This is a genomic window from Arcicella lustrica, assembly GCF_034930985.1.
Lineage (GTDB): Bacteria > Bacteroidota > Bacteroidia > Cytophagales > Spirosomataceae > Arcicella > Arcicella lustrica.
Map to the genome: position 1 here is coordinate 129,466 of NZ_JAYGIM010000015.1, position 16,501 is coordinate 145,966.

Here is a 16,501-nt window from a genome sequence, read left to right on the forward strand (position 1 = left end):
GCGAGGTTTAATTGGGTGAACAAAATTAAAACATTTTAGTTCTATGTTTTATATTAATAACCATAAAAGATTAAAAATAAAACAAAATTGGGTTATCGAAATCGATAACCCAATCTAACATTAAACCACATACAAACTAAAATATTGTAATCTTTAATTAAAAAAGACTTGATATTGAATAATAATACCGCCTTTTCTATCTGTTGCGTTATATTCTCCAGAAGCATTACTTGTATAAACTGGACGACTCTGATAAGCCAATGTCAGCTTAGAAGTATGCCCTGAGAAAAGCCAATTAATACCTGCATCATAAAATACCATTGGGTCAGCTAATTTTTCATAATCTGAATATTGAACACTGACATAGGGCATTAAAGTACCCGCTTTGCCCAACATATTATTCGCCATTTTATACCCTATTTGTCCATAAAGCGTTTGCCCAGTTCCATATAATGGGGCATTGTTTCCAGCACCATTTAACACACTGGTGTTCGAATTTCCTGTTGCTGGATTCAGCGGACCACTTTGACGAATATAATTTTTCCCAAAATCATAATCTGAATAAGCTAAATAAGCACTTAAAGCTGTTCCTTTTTCTTTGTTAATGGGTGCATCATAAAAAGCGTCAACTGCCAATAAGGTCATTGATGTTTTCAGGGTATCTCTCCCATTATCTGCCAAATGCCACATCGCATCAGGTTGATAGATAAACCCAGCACCAATATTGAAGAATTTTTTAGTTCCTAAATAAGTCCCTACCATGTAAGGATTCATGTTAGATTCTTTATCCCAAAACTGGTACTGGAAATATCCCTGCGTTTGAAATTTTGGTGGTGTTGTGGCAAAGTTTGAATTTTTTGTTAAAGCTGTAGCCGCATTAAAGCCAGCAGATTTCTGAATCGCCATTGGGTCAGTTAAGGCTATTCTATAATCGAAACTGCCCAATTTCCCTTTGGCATAAATACTGAGTTTCCGTAAAAATTGATCATTTACATCATTGGTTGCTTGTTGGTAAAGAGGTGCATCTACTCCTAATTGCCCACCAACCGAAGCTGCTGCAAAACGTGCTAAACCACTCCAACCCGACAAACCTCCACCTAATGAAAGTTTATTTTTAATAACTGAATACTCCCCAACGGCATCATGTATGAAAAAACCTTGTTTTCTATCTGAAAGTGCATTAAAATTATTTTGTCCAACTTGTAAATAGATATAAGTACGGTCGGTGATTTGTCCAAATAATTGTAATCTCAAACGACGAATACCAATGTCCGTTGTAGATGATTTTGCAAAACCATTCGTTGTTGAACCCGGATTGTTTTCGTTGTAGCGAAGCCAAACTTGATTCAACAATGTCATCTTTAAAAACTGCGAACCATCTTGATTTAAATATAATTTACCTTCTTTATAAGTTTGAGAAAAGCTGATATAAGATAACATTAGCCCAACTACTAGAAAAAGCATTTTTTTCATAGAATTAATTAAATATTTTTTGAGATACTGAGCGACAAAATGTCACTCAGTATTAAATATAACTATTATGTGAATTAAAATTTATACTTTTCTAGCAGCCAATTTATGTCCAGAAATAGGCTTGTGATTGTCAAGACCTATAATTTTAACGGTGCCACCTCTTTCTATATAATCATGCTCGAAATGATGAAGATTTTCCATCACAGAGTGGTCAACCAATTTTGTATTTGTTAAATCTATCGTCACATTAAAACCAGAAGGAATAGCATCCAATTTACTTTTGATACCTAAGTAATTTGTAAAAACAGCCGATTTATCAATTTCAACCAAATATTCATCGCCTTCAAAAGAAACCAATGTTGGCGCTTTGAAAAGAGAACTAATTGGCAAACCATTCACCAAGTGAATGATGATTTTCAAGGCAATCCCAGCAGCAATACCAACCAATAAATCTTCGTATAGAGTAAAGAAAATGGTAATCAAGAAAATGGATAATTGTTCTTTACCAATTTTGAATGTATGAATAAATTCTTTTGGATGAGCTAATTTAATCCCAACAGTAATTAACATCGCCGCTAAAGCTGTGTTCGGAATTAATTCAATTAAATGTGAAGCCAACAAAACAAAACCCAAGATAAAAAAGCCATGAAAGAAATTTGCCCAACGAGTTTTTGCACCATTGTTAACATTAGAAGAACTACGAGCTACTTCTGAAATCATTGGTAAACCACCTAAAATTGCAGCTAAAGTATTCCCTACTCCTACTGCTATTAAATCTTTATTTGTATCCGATTTACGACGATACGGATCTAACATATCAATTGCTTTTACCGTTAATAATGACTCTAAAGTACCTACCAAAGCAAACATTACTACGTATTTTATAAAAATTCCCGTCTGAGCAAAACCTGAAAAATCTACATTTACTTTGATATTTTCCATCAAATTTCCAATGTGAACTAGCGCATAAGCTGGTTCAGTAGTTTGAAAATCCATTGCCAATTCAGCAGGAATTGCTACAATCAGTACAACCAAAGGAGCAGGAATCTTTTTAATAATAGGATTCTTAATAAAAGGCCAGCCTAGCATAATGATTAAACAAACTATACCTATTAAACTGGCTTTAGGATCAAGATTTGCAATAAATGTAGGAATTGCTCCAATCAAAGCAATTGGACCTTTTCCTTTAGTAAGCGCTGGTGCTACATCTAACAAAACTGGAATTTGTTTTGCAATAATAATCAAACCAATGGCAGCAAGCATTCCATGAATTGCTGATAAAGGGAAGAAATCGGCTAATTTCCCCAACTTGAATACGCCAAAAAATATTTGAACAATACCTGCCACAACCATTGCTCCAAGTGCTAAATGCCAACCCGTTTCGCCTCCACCAAATTCATTAACAGCGCCAGCCACAATTACAATCAAACCAGCCGCTGGTCCTTTAATTGTTAATCTTGAACCCATCAAAAAACTGACCACAATACCACCAATAATAGCGGTAATTAACCCCATAATTGGCGGAAATTCTGAAGCTTTGGCTATTCCCAAGCTCAAAGGAAGTGCAAGCAAAAAAACTATAAAACCAGAAATAGCATCTGTTGAAAAGTTTTCTTTTAATCCTGCGAAGCCATCAAGTGGAGCAGTTAATTTTGTTTTATTTTCCATTTCGAAATAATATTTTTAAAGATGTTAGGGACGTGATTCAATGCTTAAATTTTAGACTGAATGCTGATAATTTCTTTTTATGAAGACTTATAAGCTACTTCATGATATGTTTTAATGTGTGGTCCTAGAAAAATTCTGGCATAAAGTCTTACGACAGAAATCCCTCCAATAATGAAACTTGACGAAATAAAAAATGCTAAGAAAACTTGGTCTTCATGAATGTGACTAAAGATTAAATCTTCGCCGATAAACGTTGAAGTAATCGGAAAACCCGTTAAGCCTAAACATGAAACTAAAAACATCATCGCAAATCTTGGATGTTCATAAACGTGTCCATGAAAACGATTTAAATCAAGTACTTTTTCAATAGCGGTAAGCTTCCTCAATGTGAAATATCCCAAAGTTCCCATGATTACGATGCCACTCAGGTAAAAAATCACTTCTTCTGCTTTGAAGTGTTCATTGAATGAAATTGCCAAGGCAATCCAGAAATGATTCATGATGATTAATAACCAACTCATCCTTGGACTTTTCCTTTCTGAATAAGATTTTAACACCATGATAAATCCAATCAATGAAAACAAACCTGGTAAATATTCATGCAATTGTTCAGCAAGATTTTCCTGATTATACAGTAATAGCAATCCAATAAAATAGGTAGGAATAAAAAGTAATAACAGCTTATTTACCGTCAGAAAGTCTAATTTTCTACCTACATTTTTCAAAGGTTTCCAAACGATATAATCCATGAATAAATCTAAATTCCATTCTTTCAAACTCATCACATAAATTGAATACTCTACTTTTTTAGGGAAAGAATCTTCAATTGTATGCTGACGTGGAACGAAATTGTAAAACTGTTCACGAATCATATAACTCACTACCGATGGCGAAACCAGTAATTGATAAGTTCTCAAGAAAGCATTTCCTGCAAAGTGAAATAATGCTAAGTTTTCAAAACCAGCCGCTACTTCAATGAAAATCAAACCAATTTGTGCTACCGAAGCATAAGCAATCTGACTTTTTACAGACGATTGTACCCTTGCAATCAAAGAAGCAATGATACTTGTTGAAAGCCCAAGTAAAGCAATGAGAAATCTTACCGAAATTTGATGTTCCCAAAAAGGAAAAGTTCTTACTAAAAGAAAAACACCCAAATGCACCGAAAGCGAACCATAAAAAATAGCACTTGAAGGCGTAGGGCCTTCCATTGCTCTTGGCAACCAAGATGAAAATGGTAATTGGGCAGACTTAACAGCTGCAGCAACCAAAATCATAATCGAAATAAATACGCCAGTAAAACTATGACTTTGCAAATGTTCATGTACCAATTCATAGTTACTCAACTTCAAAAAAGTAATATTTTCATGCCATAAATGGTGGCTCGCCCACATGGCAAGAATTAAGCCAATATCACCAATTCGATATACTGAAAATACTTTAATGGCATTTTTCACAGGTAAATATCTATCACGATAAAAGGCAATTAATAAGAAGGATGAAATTCCTAGAATTTCCCAACCTATAAAAAGTGTTTCAAAGTTTCCAGCTAGAATTGCCACATTATAACCTACATAGAAAAACAAAATCGTATTAAAAAAACGCTTATAGCCTTTTTCTCTATGTAGATAATAACGGCTGTAAATCGTTACTAAAAACGTTAAAAATGCTCCAACTAACAGATAAACAACTGTAATTTTATCAAAACAAAAATCAATCAGAAACTCATAATCTTTGGATTTAAAAAGTACAATTTCCTTTAAATTAAGTGTTTCATGCCCATGCAAAAGCCAGTAAACTAAAAAAACAACAAAGCTAATTAAGTGTACTCCTACTGTTGAAAAGGCAGCCCATGACAAAACACTTTCCTTTTTTTGAGGAATTAATAAACTAATTATAAAGCCTACTATAGGTATAAGAATAAAAATTTGAAGTATTGAAGTCATCTTGTATTCTTATTTAATTAAATAAACTGGAAAATTTTCTTGGTGAGATTCAAGCAAGGGTTCAATATCAGAAACAGCGTCTAATTGTTTATTAACAGACTGATAAGGCACAAAATGACCATTCTCAAATCTAAAAATCGCTCTGGTTTCAGGATTCACTACAGCCAAATGCACCCATTCATTATTGAACCATTCATAAGTTTCTGGAGCTGTTTTAATTGTATTCAACACCACATCAGGAAAATGTTCAACAATAAAAAGCATACGAATGGGGTCATGAACTTCAATCATTTGGCTTGGCAGACCTGGTCTTAAATCACCATCAATACCATTGGCAACTCCAAAAAGTCCCATTACATTATGTGGTAATTTTGAACCAGCACCTAATTTTTGATTATCAACTCTTGAGAAATAATATTCCAGATTAATTCCCCCACAAACTGGTGCGGCGGCTTTCAAAATATTAAAAAGATACTTGCCATCTAAATCAACTTTGTAGTTGTAGGAATTCATAAAGGCACGTCTATCTAAAAATAAATCTTTCGATAGTTCTCTTCTTCCAACAATACAAATCGCATTAGTAGCGTGGTTAAGTTCTGGTCTTGGTTCAAAAAGTGAAACCGACCTTGTACGAATTTTATCATGAATTTCTTCTGCCGTCAATTTCGTATCAATTGATTCAAATCTTCTTGAACGTTCTTTCGCATTGAAATCAAGTGCTTTCACAAAAAGTGGTTCATTTTTTTGATGACCAATTTTATTTTTTTCAGAAAGTATATTTTCGTCAAAAAACAAAACCTCATCACGAGTAGTATCATGTAAGCCACCCACAAATTGTGTCGTTTCAGGAATGTCAATTCCTTTTGAAGCCAATATTTTTCTTACTTCAACATGATTCAACATATAACTTGCTACTCTCGCATTCACAGAACCCGGTCTTCCACAACAAGCTCCACAGTCATAACCTGCATAATGAGTATTGTTTACACTGCTCGCCCCGTGCCCTATTATATATACGATAGGAGCAAAATCTTTCACTAAACCAATACTTTTTAGCAGTCCTTCCATACGTTGAGCCATTTCATCAACGGTAAAACCAATCTGGAGTTCATCTTTTCTTGGATGGCTGTGATGATGATCATGTTCTATCGTTAAGCTAGATTCTTTATCCATGTGTTTGAATGAAGAAACTGAAGCGGCGCTCATTGATGGTCTGAAAATATTCAAGAACAAACGAAATATAGACCAAAATCCCAGAGTCTGTGAAAACAACCAGCCACTTAATAAAGAGTGTGTATGTTTAGTAAAATGTGCATCTTTCCCTTCTTTCTTTTTAGAACCTAACTCTTTAATCAAGAATTTAGGATTAACTGGCGCTGGACATTGCTTTGTATATGAATTAGCATGTTCTGGTTGATAATAAAACTCAACACCAAAAAAACCGGGCGTACCAAAGGTTTCACAACCAGTATCAAACTTTTCAAGGTACCTTCGAATCGAACATTCACGGTCATCAATACAAAACATTGCTTGAAAACTCTTCTCCTCAACTTCTCTTTTCGTCGCATTTCCAAGTTCAATCCCTGCCAATACTTGGTCATAATAAGTCCATTCAAAAGCATCTTGCCAAATTGTAAGTACTTGATTCAATTCAGTTTCAGGCACTTCTGCAAAAATATCTTTTGTTTTGTCTTTAATTGTACTTCCAAGTGTTACCCAGTTTTCACCAAATTTGAAGTCAAGTGCATCAATCTCCAAAAGCAATTCAAAAACAATTAAATCATGCGTAGAGATTTTCTTATGGTCTAATAATGTTTGTGGTAAATCTTCAACGACTGAAACCATTCCCGACCAACCTTGATGTGCAAACTGTTGGTCATAAAGGTATTGCTTGTAAAGTGAAGCATCACCTACAAGTATTTTCAACAAATCTTCAATTTTGCAATGTCCTTCCAACAATAGTTTTCTCGCTCTTGTTGTTTTAAAAAAACTGGTAAAGGTATTGCGCTCCATTTCTCTAATTGAAGCCAAAAAACCTTTATGAATATTAGGAAAACTCCAAATTGAAATCCCTTGATCTAAGAAACTACAAAGAATTCTGAATAAAATTGGATGAACCAACAAATCCATATCTATGTGGTGAATCAATTTCCAGTTTGCTCTTAAATTACCTACTCTCGGAGAAATCAACGTATCATACTCTTTTTGAAGTACTTTCTCTTTCCAGTCTAAAAGGTACTCCTCTCCCATTCTTTCAACAATCACTTTTTCAAGAATAGCGATGTTTACTCTATTGGAGTGATAAAGCGTTCGGTATTCATCTAAACTCAGAAATACTTTATACCCAAATATTTTTGAAGCCTTTCTGATGGCTTTATAAAATTTGAGATGCTGAAAAGCATGAAGTGTATTATGATGAACAAAGTCTTTTAATGGAGCTTGCGCAGGCAAATAATGCTTCAATTCATGAAGTATTTCATGTTCATTAAAGGATGAATGGTGTGTTTTCATACAAATACTTTAAGATTTATCAAGACTTATACAGTTGATTGCGCAGGCATACTTATATTTTACTGGAAAGTAAAAATCAAGCATAACAAAAAACTAGAATATAAAATTTGATTTTTATCAATTGACAAACCAAACAATACAATCAAGTTCAATACAAGTTTTAGCCACATTATCAGAATTAGACCAATAATTTGAACCAACTTTTACAAAAGAATTACGCTGAAATAAACAATCTGTTTACGTTGAAGTTGTAAACAATGAAAGCATCAAGAGTGATACTTTTCACAAACGATTGTCAAATACGGAAATTGAGGAACAAAACAAAAAGCTGAAAGCAAGAATGAATTTTAGAATTAAAAATCCAAGAAGAAAGGTAAGTTTGCTTTAATATTAAAGCTTTGAAAGTAAAAAATTGACTGATTGTAAAGTTGATTTTTGCTAAATCAAAATCTTTACCATTTTCAGAACTTTCTTCACTTTCGTTGATTTCTGTATCACAGAATTGAGTTCGAGAGGTATCAGTTGAAGTTTTAAAAAAATATCTTTTGATGTGTTGGTTCTGCGCATCATTTCCAAGATTCATTGGCGAAGCAATGAATTTGAAGCTTACTAGCAACAACAAAAAAAATATTTTCAAAAATTTCATATTGCCGGAATTCTTTGTTGACAAGAAAGTGCATTACTGATAATGATGACAATTTATGTCTTTCACTTCGAATTAACATCAATTGAATATGAATTATTTCACAATGAATGAAAAATTCACAATAAAGTTTAATTTTTTAATTAAAAATCAATATAAAATCCTTCAAAAAAGAAAAAACTACTTGAAAACAAGTAGTTCTATAATTAAATATTCAGAGATAGGAGGCAAAATCATCAAGTTTGTTTAGAAGACAATTGCCTGCGGAGACAAATTTATGTCTCCGACAGACACTGTACACCATTAACCATTTTTATAAACAAAACTTGTAAAGGTAGCATCTCAAAAAAGAGATGAAACATTATATATTGAAGCACGTTTTAAGGATGCACACAAACTAAAACAATGCTATACTATGCTAGTAAATTTCACTACAAATTTAAAAAAAAATTCAGCGATTCAAAATTTTTTACTTATAATTTGACTCAAAATTGGAAAAAGACAATACTTTATTAACACAGCATTAAAAATATTGTTAATTTGCTATAATTACCTCAAATAGAAATACATTCAATGAAAAACAGCATTCAAATTGATGCCAGCTCAAGTAAGCCTAAATTCCAACAATTAATCGAATATATCCTCAACGCTATTGAAGAAGGAGAGTTAGTAAGAGGACAACAATTACCTTCCATTAATGAGGTTTCACACAACTTTGGAATGGCAAGAATGACGGTAGCAAAAGCTTATGATGAACTCCGTGAAAAAGGAATTATTACTTCTCATCATGGCAAAGGGTTTTACGTTTCTAATACTGATACCAGAAGTCAGCTCAATATTTTTGTGCTTTTTGATGCTTTAACTCCTTACAAAGAAATTTTGTATGACAGTTTAGTCGCTGAGTTGGGTGAAAACGTTACACTGAACATCTTCTTTCATCACCATAATCTAAAAGTATTTGAAAACACAATTAATAACCATCTTGGTTCTTATAATTTTTATATCGTGATGCCACATTTTAATCAGGATGTGACAAACGTGCTTCAAAAAATACCCAAAGAAAAGCTCTTAATTTTGGATATTGACGTACCTACTTTTGGTACTGATTACGCTATTTTATGTCAAGATTTTCAAAAAAATACTTATACTGGACTAATTGAAGCCAAAGATTTAATTAAAAAGTATCAGACTTTCTCATTGGTTTTAAGTAGTAAAAGCTTTCAATATACTCCTGTGGGCATCATTCAAGGTTTTGAACGTTTCTGTCTTGAAAATGATATTGCTTACGAAATTATTTCAGATTTAGAAGAAGAAGAACATCTTCAAAAAGACCATGCTTACTTAGTTTTCCGTGAAAATGATTTGGTAAGATTTATCAACTGGTCGAATAAAAAAGGTTGGAAATTAGGTACAGACATTGGTTTAATGTCTTACGATGATACGCCAATTAAAGAAATCTTGGCAGAGGGTGTTTCTGTAATTTCAAATGATTTTTCATTGATGGGCAAAAGAGCGGCTCAAATGATTCTTTCTCGGCAAAAAGGAAGATTTGTTAATAAAAGTTACTTTATTAAGCGAAAATCTTTGTGAAAGAGTGATTAGTAATTGGTAATTAGTGAATAGATTTTGCTTTTAAAGAGTATTTCCCAACTATTTCTTTCAGTAATCGTAAGGAAATACTCTTTCTTTGACTTATTCATTCCCAAAACCTCCGCCACCCGGCGTCCAAATTGTTAATTTATCTCCTTTTTGAGCGGAGATTTCATTATCTGTCGTAAATGTTTCGTCTGGTCTAGCTAATAAATGCTTTCCAGATTTTCCAGCTCTTCCGCCTTTTAAACCATAAGGTTGTGTGCTAATATGCTGACGAAGTAATGAAACTTCTACTTCTTCTAAAAAAGTTACTTCACGCACAATTCCTTCTCCTCCTTTAAATTTCCCTGTACCAGCAGAATCATTACGGATTTCAAAACGATTTAAATAAACTGGATAACGCAACTCCATGATTTCTGCATCGGTAATTCTAGTGTTGGTCATGTGCGTATGTACACCAGAGGTACCATCAAAACCATCTCCTGCTCCACTTCCTCCGCAAATTGTTTCGTAATAACCAAAGTTTTTATTCCCAAACAAAAAGTTATTCATCGTTCCTTGCGATGAAGCCACAATACCAAAAGCTTTCAGTAAAGTATCTGTTAATCTTTGACTTAATTCAACATTTCCACCTACAACGGCGGGACAATCTGCTGGATTTTTAGGATAATCTGGATTCAAAATTGACTTTTCTGGAATGATTAATTCCACCGCTTTTAAAATGCCATCGTTCAATGGTATTTTTTCGTTCAATAACAATCTCAGCACATAAATTACGACAGAATTGACAATCGCAATATTGGCATTTAAATTCCCTGAATCTGTTTTTGTACTTCCTGTAAAATCAATCGTACAATGGTTTTCTGTGATTGTTACTTGTACTTTCAAAGGCTCACCATTATCTAAAAACTCTTCTGCACGATATATTCCTTGTCCAAATTCTTGAAGTTTTTCTCTCATTCTACTTTCAGAATAAGCCTTCAAACGCTTCATATAAAAATGAACTTTCGCCAAACTATGTTCTTGAACCAAGCTTTGTAAAGCTTCTTCTCCATTTCGATTTGCCGCCAAAGCAGCATTTAAATCTGCTAAATTCTCATCAATCGCTCTTGTTGGATACTCTGCTGATAGCAGTAAATGTTTAATATCCTCCCAGCGCATTTCACCATTTTTCACCAAATACATGGGTGAAATCACAACGCCTTCTTCTGCTAAATTCTTTGAATAGGGTGGCATTGAAGCAGGACGAACTCCACCAACTTCTGAATGATGGCACCGATTTACGACATAACCAATCAATTCATCATCAAAGGAATATACCGAAGAAATTAAAGTAATATCAGGTAAATGCGAACCTCCAAATTTGGGATGATTCGTTACCACAACATCGCCTTTTCCTATATTAATATGCTTCAAAACACTTCTTACACAAACGCCCAAACTCCCCAAATGCACTGGAATATGTGGCGCATTGGCGATTAATTCTCCTTCTGCATCCAGCAAAGCGCAAGAAAAATCTAGTCGCTCTTTTACATTCACAGAAAGTGCTGTTCTTTGAAGTAATAAACCCATATTCTCGGCAATCGTCATAAAACGATTGGTGAAAAGTTCTAACTGAGTTTCTTGATTTTCTACTTCATTATCAATAATTTCCTCTGCTACTTTTTGAATAATGGCTGTTCCTTGATTATCAATTTTCAAAGTCCAACCTTGTTCGATAACAGTTGTGCTGAATGGATCTAGTAACAATCCAAAACCATTGATGACAGCGCCATTTTCCAACTGATTTCTGAAATAAACTGGAATACTTTGCCATTGTTTATTAAAAAAAGCCTTCAGAGAATGATTTGCTTTTGGAAAGTATTCTATAGCTATTTCAGTTTCAGGAGTCACTTCTTTTTCAGCAAACTCAAAAGCATTTACTCTGATACTTTCTAATTCTATCGCTCTGTTTTCTATCCAATGTCCAAAAATGGCATTGTATTTTTCTTTGAATGTGGTTAACATTTCTTCAAAACTTTGCCATGTTACTTCTATCGTTGAATCTTGTCCTTTGAAACGAAGATATAAAGTATGGCTTTTGAAACAAATGTTTTCACTGGCTACACCATCGTTTGCTAAAGTATTGATAACTTCATCTTCCGCTTGAGTGAACAATTCTTTTAGTTTCGCATCTAATTGTTTATCAAAAATCGCTAATACTGAGCGTTCTGAAAAGCGTTCTACTTGTGCTTTATCAATGCCAAAAGCTGAAAGTAATCCCGCATCTTTTGGTAAAAGAATCGTATTAATATTCAATAAATTAGCAATTCCACAAGCATGTAAACCGCCTGCACCACCAAAAGCTACAAGTGCATAATCATGGATTGAATAACCTTTTGCAATAGATATTTTGCGAACTGTATCTGCCATTTTTTCATTGGCGATGGTTCTGAATCCTTCTAATATTTCTTCTTTTACAGGTTCTTTACCTGTTTTTTGTGCAATGCTCTGTAATAATTCTTGCAGTTTGGCTTCTGCTTTTTCTGGAAAAACAGGAATACTAAATTGTTGAATATCTAAGCGACCTAATAATAAATTGACATCCGTAATGGTTAAATCTCCACCTGCACCATAACAAGCTGGACCTGGCATAGAACCTGCACTTTCTGGACCAACGCTTAGTTTAAATCCATCAAATGAACAGATTGAACCTCCGCCAGCTGCTACAGTTTCTATCGCTAATGAAGGACTAAAAATTTGTCCGCTTCCAATTTTTTGCGAGAATTGATAATCAAAATTTCCATCATAACGTGCAACATCGGTACTTGTTCCTCCCATATCGAAAGTTACAATTTTCTGAAAACCTGAAGCTTCGGCAATATATGCTGCACCCACTACGCCTCCTGCTGGACCAGAAAGTAAACTATCTTTTGGATGAAAATGATGGGCATTCACTAAACTTCCTGCACTTGTCATTACTTTAAAGTGTTTATCTGGAATTTGTGAACTGATATTATTGATGTAAGTATGAATAATTGGAGCAAGATAGGCATTCACCACAGTTGTTTCTGCTCGATTCAAAAACTTGATTTGCCTACTTAATTCTGTAGAAATATTCACGTATTGAAAGTATTTTAGTAATATTTCTTTCAATATTTTTTCATGAATATTGTTACGATAAGCATTTTTTAAACAGATGGCTATTGCTGAAATTCCTGCTTCTTTTAATCTTTTGGCTACTTCTTCAATTGCTGAAATATCTATTGCTTCAATTACATTGCCATCTTTATCAATTTGTTCTTTTATTTCAATTCCTTCGCTATAAAGTGGCTCTGGACGAACAATATTCAAGGCAAAAATATCTGGACGTGACTGATTACCAATTATTAACAAATCTTTAAATCCTGCTGTTACGAAAAAGGCTGTCTTCGCTCCCTTCATTTCTAAGAGTGCATTTGTTCCTTTGGTAGAACCTATTCGGATTTGAATCGCTGGAAATTGTTCTTTTAATCCTGTTTGGGTAATTAGTCTTGCTCCTAGAACAGGAGCTTCTTCAAAGGCTGTCAATGCAAAACTTAATACTTTATTTTGCAATGATACTGGTAAAGAATGGTCTAATGTTAGAGTATTATTGGCTACATCAAAACTTACAACTTTCGCTTCAAAATCATGATTCAATAAAGTAAAAGTATATCCTTCTAAAATATCTCTTTTCAAAAACCAAGAAGCTTTTAATTGAAAAGTATGCGGATTGATTTGTGATACAATTTCGCCACGAAGTGAACTGTTAGAAAGTATTTTATAGCGATATTGTTTCCCATCACTATCAGATGCAACACAATCGGTGAATGTGCCACCAGTGTCTATTGAAATGTAGTAGTTTTTTTGCATTGTTTTTTAGAGATAAAAGAAGCAAGAGACAAGATTTTAGACTTTAGACACAAGAAGCAAGACACAAGATTTGTGATTTGAGATATAAGAAGCAAGAGACAAGAAGTAAGACTTTTTTGTTAAGTTTTCACATGACAAAGTCTAATGAATAGTATCAAAAAAAAGAAACAACATATTATTTTTTAATCTTTTGCTTATTCCTATTTCTGAAATCTTACTTCTTGAGTCTTGTCTCTTGCTTCTCAAATCTTGTGTCCTGCTTCTTGCTTCTTGTGTCTCACATCTTGCTTCTATTCAAAAATCCAAATGCACATTAATCCATTCTCCATCCATTCTTGTTCCGAATTTTTTGTAGAAATTAATGGCTGGTTCGTTCCAATCTAATACTTGCCACATTACTCCTGTACAAGCATCATCTTTGGCTTGTTGAATGGTTGCTTCTAATAATTTTTCACCTAAACCTTTTCCTCTCATTTTTTCAGAAACGATTAAATCTTCCAAATACAAACGCTTTCCTTTCCAAGTAGAATATCTGTAATAATACAAGGCTAATCCTACTACTTCACCTGCTACTTCTGCGACAATACTTCCAAAAATTGGATTATCCCCAAAACCATCCACATACATTTGTTCTACCGTATTGGTTACTTGTTCTGGAGCTTTTTCGTAAAGCGCTAATTCTTTGATTAACTCAAACATCACGGGTACATCTTCACGAATACCTTTTCTGATAATAACTGACATTGGATATTGGTTAGGTTAATGATTTTATTCGTTATTTACATAAGTATCCCATTTCTGGATTACTTGTTGCATTTCTTCGGGTAACTCTGTATCAAATTGTAAAAACTCTCCTGTTTTTGGATGAATAAATCCTAATGACTTTGCATGTAATGCTTGTCTCGGACACATTTTAAAGCAATTCGTTACAAATTGTTCGTATTTAGAAAATACTGTTCCTCTCAAAATTCTATCGCCACCATAAGTAGTATCGTTGAACAATGGATGACCAATATGTTTGAAATGTACTCTAATTTGATGCGTTCTTCCAGTTTCTAAATTACATTGAACGACTGAAACATAGCGTAATTTCTTCAGTACTTTATAATGCGTTGTAGCATCTTTTCCCATTGAACCATCTGGGAAGACAGTCATAATCTTACGGTCTTTCAAACTTCTTCCTACATGACCAGTGATAGTTCCTTCATCAGCTTTGGGTTCTCCCCAAACTAAAGCATTATAAGTACGTTCAATACTATGATCGAAAAATTGCTTTGCCAAATGTGTCATCGCTGTTTCAGTTTTGGCAATTACTAATAAACCAGAAGTATCTTTATCAATACGATGTACTAAACCCGGACGAATTTCTCCATTGCGATGTGTCGGTAAATTTTGGAAGTGATACACCAAAGCATTCACTAAAGTACCTTCCCAATTGCCATGTGCAGGATGTACAACCATACCCGCAGGTTTGTTTACAACTAGCAATTCATCGTCTTCATAAACAATATCTAAAGGAATATTTTGTGGGATAATCTCTGTATTACGAGGCGGTTCTGCTAATAAAATCGTAATAACATCTAATGGTTTTACTTTATAGTTTGCTTTAACGATTGCCTCATTTACTCTGACTGCACCCGTTTCAATAGCATCTTGAATTTTATTCCTAGAAGCATTTTGCATTCTTGACATGAGATACTTATCTACCCTTAAGATACTTTGCCCTTTGTCAACCTCAAATCGGTGGTGTTGATACAATTCTTCTTCTTCGTCTTCTATTTCTTGCATATATTTGGCATTAAAAATCAAAATTAATCAAATACCGCCATGTTTCAATTACCTCATTCTCCTTTAACGTTAATAAAGGATGCTGTGCTAGCATCCTACAACATAAAATTATACATTAAAAGAGATGATTTAATCCACCCAACAGTAACAGGTAACAAATGGAGAAAACTAAAATTTAATTTAATAGAAGCGAAAGAAAAAGGATTTGACCAACTATTAACTTTCGGAGGTGCTTATTCTAATCACATTTATGCTACTGCTGCGGCTGGTAAAGAATTTGGGTTTAAAACAGTAGGAATTATTCGTGGAGATGAACTAACGCCTAATTCAAATGATACTTTACGATATGCCCACAATTGCGGAATGGAATTGATTTTTGTTACTCGTCTTGATTATAATTTCAGGAATAGATTAACCAGACAATACGGAGAAAAGTTTTATGTATTGCCAGAAGGTGGCACAAACCATTTGGCAATAAAAGGCGTAAACGAAATGGTTGATGAAATTTATGAAGTAATCGACCCCGACTTTGTTTGTTCTGCCGTTGGTACTGGTGGAACTTTAGCAGGTATAGTGAGTGGCGTTAGAGGAAAAACAAAAGCTATTGGCTTTGCTTCACTAAAGGGAAAAGGTTTATTGAAAGGACAAATTGAAAAGATTTTACCTTTTGAAAAAGAGTTTGAACTCAACGAACAATATCATTTCGACGGTTATGCTAAAACTACTCCCGAATTGATTCAATTTATCAAAGGTTTTGAAGAAAGAAATCCCAACATTCAGCTTGAACAAGTTTATACAGGTAAAATGATGTTTGGAATTTATGATTTAATTCAAAAAGGATATTTCCAAGAAAATTCAATCATCGTTGCTGTTCATACTGGTGGTTTACAAGGACGATGTGAGGAGTTGAAATAAGTGGTGGGCTTTCAGCTTTCGGACTTCAGCCATCAACTCTCTTTATTAATGAAAAACAAGGCTGAAATCCGATTGCCGAAATCCGAAAGCT

The 16,501-nt window shown here is 33.9% G+C and carries 9 protein-coding genes; 2 read left to right on the forward strand and 7 right to left on the reverse strand.

Going from position 1 to position 16,501, the window contains the following annotated elements; genetic code table 11:
- Nucleotides 1–153: 153 nt before the first annotated feature.
- The 4 genes from VB798_RS19175 to VB798_RS19190 all read right to left on the reverse strand — a co-directional run bounded on the left by VB798_RS19175 (nt 154) and on the right by VB798_RS19190 (nt 7,598).
- Nucleotides 154–1,464 (reverse strand): hypothetical protein, encoded by a 1,311-nt coding sequence (locus tag VB798_RS19175; protein ID WP_323261305.1) that lies wholly within the window; start codon nt 1,462–1,464, stop codon nt 154–156.
- A gap of 90 nt (nt 1,465–1,554) precedes the next feature.
- On the reverse strand, nt 1,555–3,141 hold the full coding sequence (locus VB798_RS19180; protein WP_323261307.1) for a SulP family inorganic anion transporter: 1,587 nt from the start codon (nt 3,139–3,141) through the stop codon (nt 1,555–1,557).
- A gap of 77 nt (nt 3,142–3,218) precedes the next feature.
- Entirely contained in the window at nt 3,219–5,087 is a 1,869-nt protein-coding gene (locus VB798_RS19185) for a proton-conducting transporter transmembrane domain-containing protein (protein ID WP_323261309.1), read from the reverse strand.
- Between the two features lie 9 nt (nt 5,088–5,096).
- Nucleotides 5,097–7,598, reverse strand: coding sequence for a YbcC family protein (locus VB798_RS19190; RefSeq protein WP_323261311.1), 2,502 nt, complete (start codon nt 7,596–7,598; stop codon nt 5,097–5,099).
- A 1,216-nt stretch (nt 7,599–8,814) separates the two neighbouring features.
- On the opposite strand from VB798_RS19190, the gene VB798_RS19195 reads away from it, so the two are divergent.
- Nucleotides 8,815–9,831 (forward strand): GntR family transcriptional regulator, encoded by a 1,017-nt coding sequence (locus tag VB798_RS19195; RefSeq protein ID WP_323261312.1) that lies wholly within the window; start codon nt 8,815–8,817, stop codon nt 9,829–9,831.
- 102 nt (nt 9,832–9,933) lie between these two features.
- On the opposite strand, the gene VB798_RS19200 is transcribed toward VB798_RS19195, so the two are convergent.
- From VB798_RS19200 to VB798_RS19210, 3 genes are all read right to left on the reverse strand, one after another.
- Complete coding sequence (locus VB798_RS19200) at nt 9,934–13,707, reverse strand: hydantoinase B/oxoprolinase family protein (protein ID WP_323261313.1); 3,774 nt, start codon at nt 13,705–13,707, stop codon at nt 9,934–9,936.
- Nucleotides 13,708–14,001: 294 nt separating this feature from the next.
- Nucleotides 14,002–14,451 carry a GNAT family N-acetyltransferase gene (locus VB798_RS19205; protein ID WP_323261315.1) on the reverse strand — a complete coding sequence of 150 codons (450 nt, stop codon included), beginning with the start codon at nt 14,449–14,451 and terminating at the stop codon, nt 14,002–14,004.
- 24 nt (nt 14,452–14,475) lie between these two features.
- Nucleotides 14,476–15,495 (reverse strand): RluA family pseudouridine synthase, encoded by a 1,020-nt coding sequence (locus VB798_RS19210; protein ID WP_323261316.1) that lies wholly within the window; start codon nt 15,493–15,495, stop codon nt 14,476–14,478.
- A 39-nt stretch (nt 15,496–15,534) separates the two neighbouring features.
- On the opposite strand from VB798_RS19210, the gene VB798_RS19215 reads away from it, so the two are divergent.
- The gene (locus tag VB798_RS19215; RefSeq protein ID WP_323261318.1) at nt 15,535–16,410 is read left to right on the forward strand and encodes a 1-aminocyclopropane-1-carboxylate deaminase/D-cysteine desulfhydrase; all 876 of its coding nucleotides are present in this window, start codon (nt 15,535–15,537) and stop codon (nt 16,408–16,410) included.
- The last annotated feature ends 91 nt before the right edge of the window (nt 16,411–16,501 follow it).

Bases quoted from the DNA above. Each gene is read 5' to 3' on its own strand.
- VB798_RS19175 (WP_323261305.1), bottom strand. From the start codon at position 1,464: ATGCTTTTTCTAGTAGTTGGGCTAATGTTATCTTATATCAGCTTTTCT.
- VB798_RS19180 (WP_323261307.1), bottom strand. From the start codon at position 3,141: ATGGAAAATAAAACAAAATTAACTGCTCCACTTGATGGCTTCGCAGGA.
- VB798_RS19185 (WP_323261309.1), bottom strand. From the start codon at position 5,087: ATGACTTCAATACTTCAAATTTTTATTCTTATACCTATAGTAGGCTTT.
- VB798_RS19190 (WP_323261311.1), bottom strand. From the start codon at position 7,598: ATGAAAACACACCATTCATCCTTTAATGAACATGAAATACTTCATGAA.
- VB798_RS19195 (WP_323261312.1), top strand. From the start codon at position 8,815: ATGAAAAACAGCATTCAAATTGATGCCAGCTCAAGTAAGCCTAAATTC.
- VB798_RS19200 (WP_323261313.1), bottom strand. From the start codon at position 13,707: ATGCAAAAAAACTACTACATTTCAATAGACACTGGTGGCACATTCACC.
- VB798_RS19205 (WP_323261315.1), bottom strand. From the start codon at position 14,451: ATGTCAGTTATTATCAGAAAAGGTATTCGTGAAGATGTACCCGTGATG.
- VB798_RS19210 (WP_323261316.1), bottom strand. From the start codon at position 15,495: ATGCAAGAAATAGAAGACGAAGAAGAAGAATTGTATCAACACCACCGA.
- VB798_RS19215 (WP_323261318.1), top strand. From the start codon at position 15,535: ATGTTTCAATTACCTCATTCTCCTTTAACGTTAATAAAGGATGCTGTG.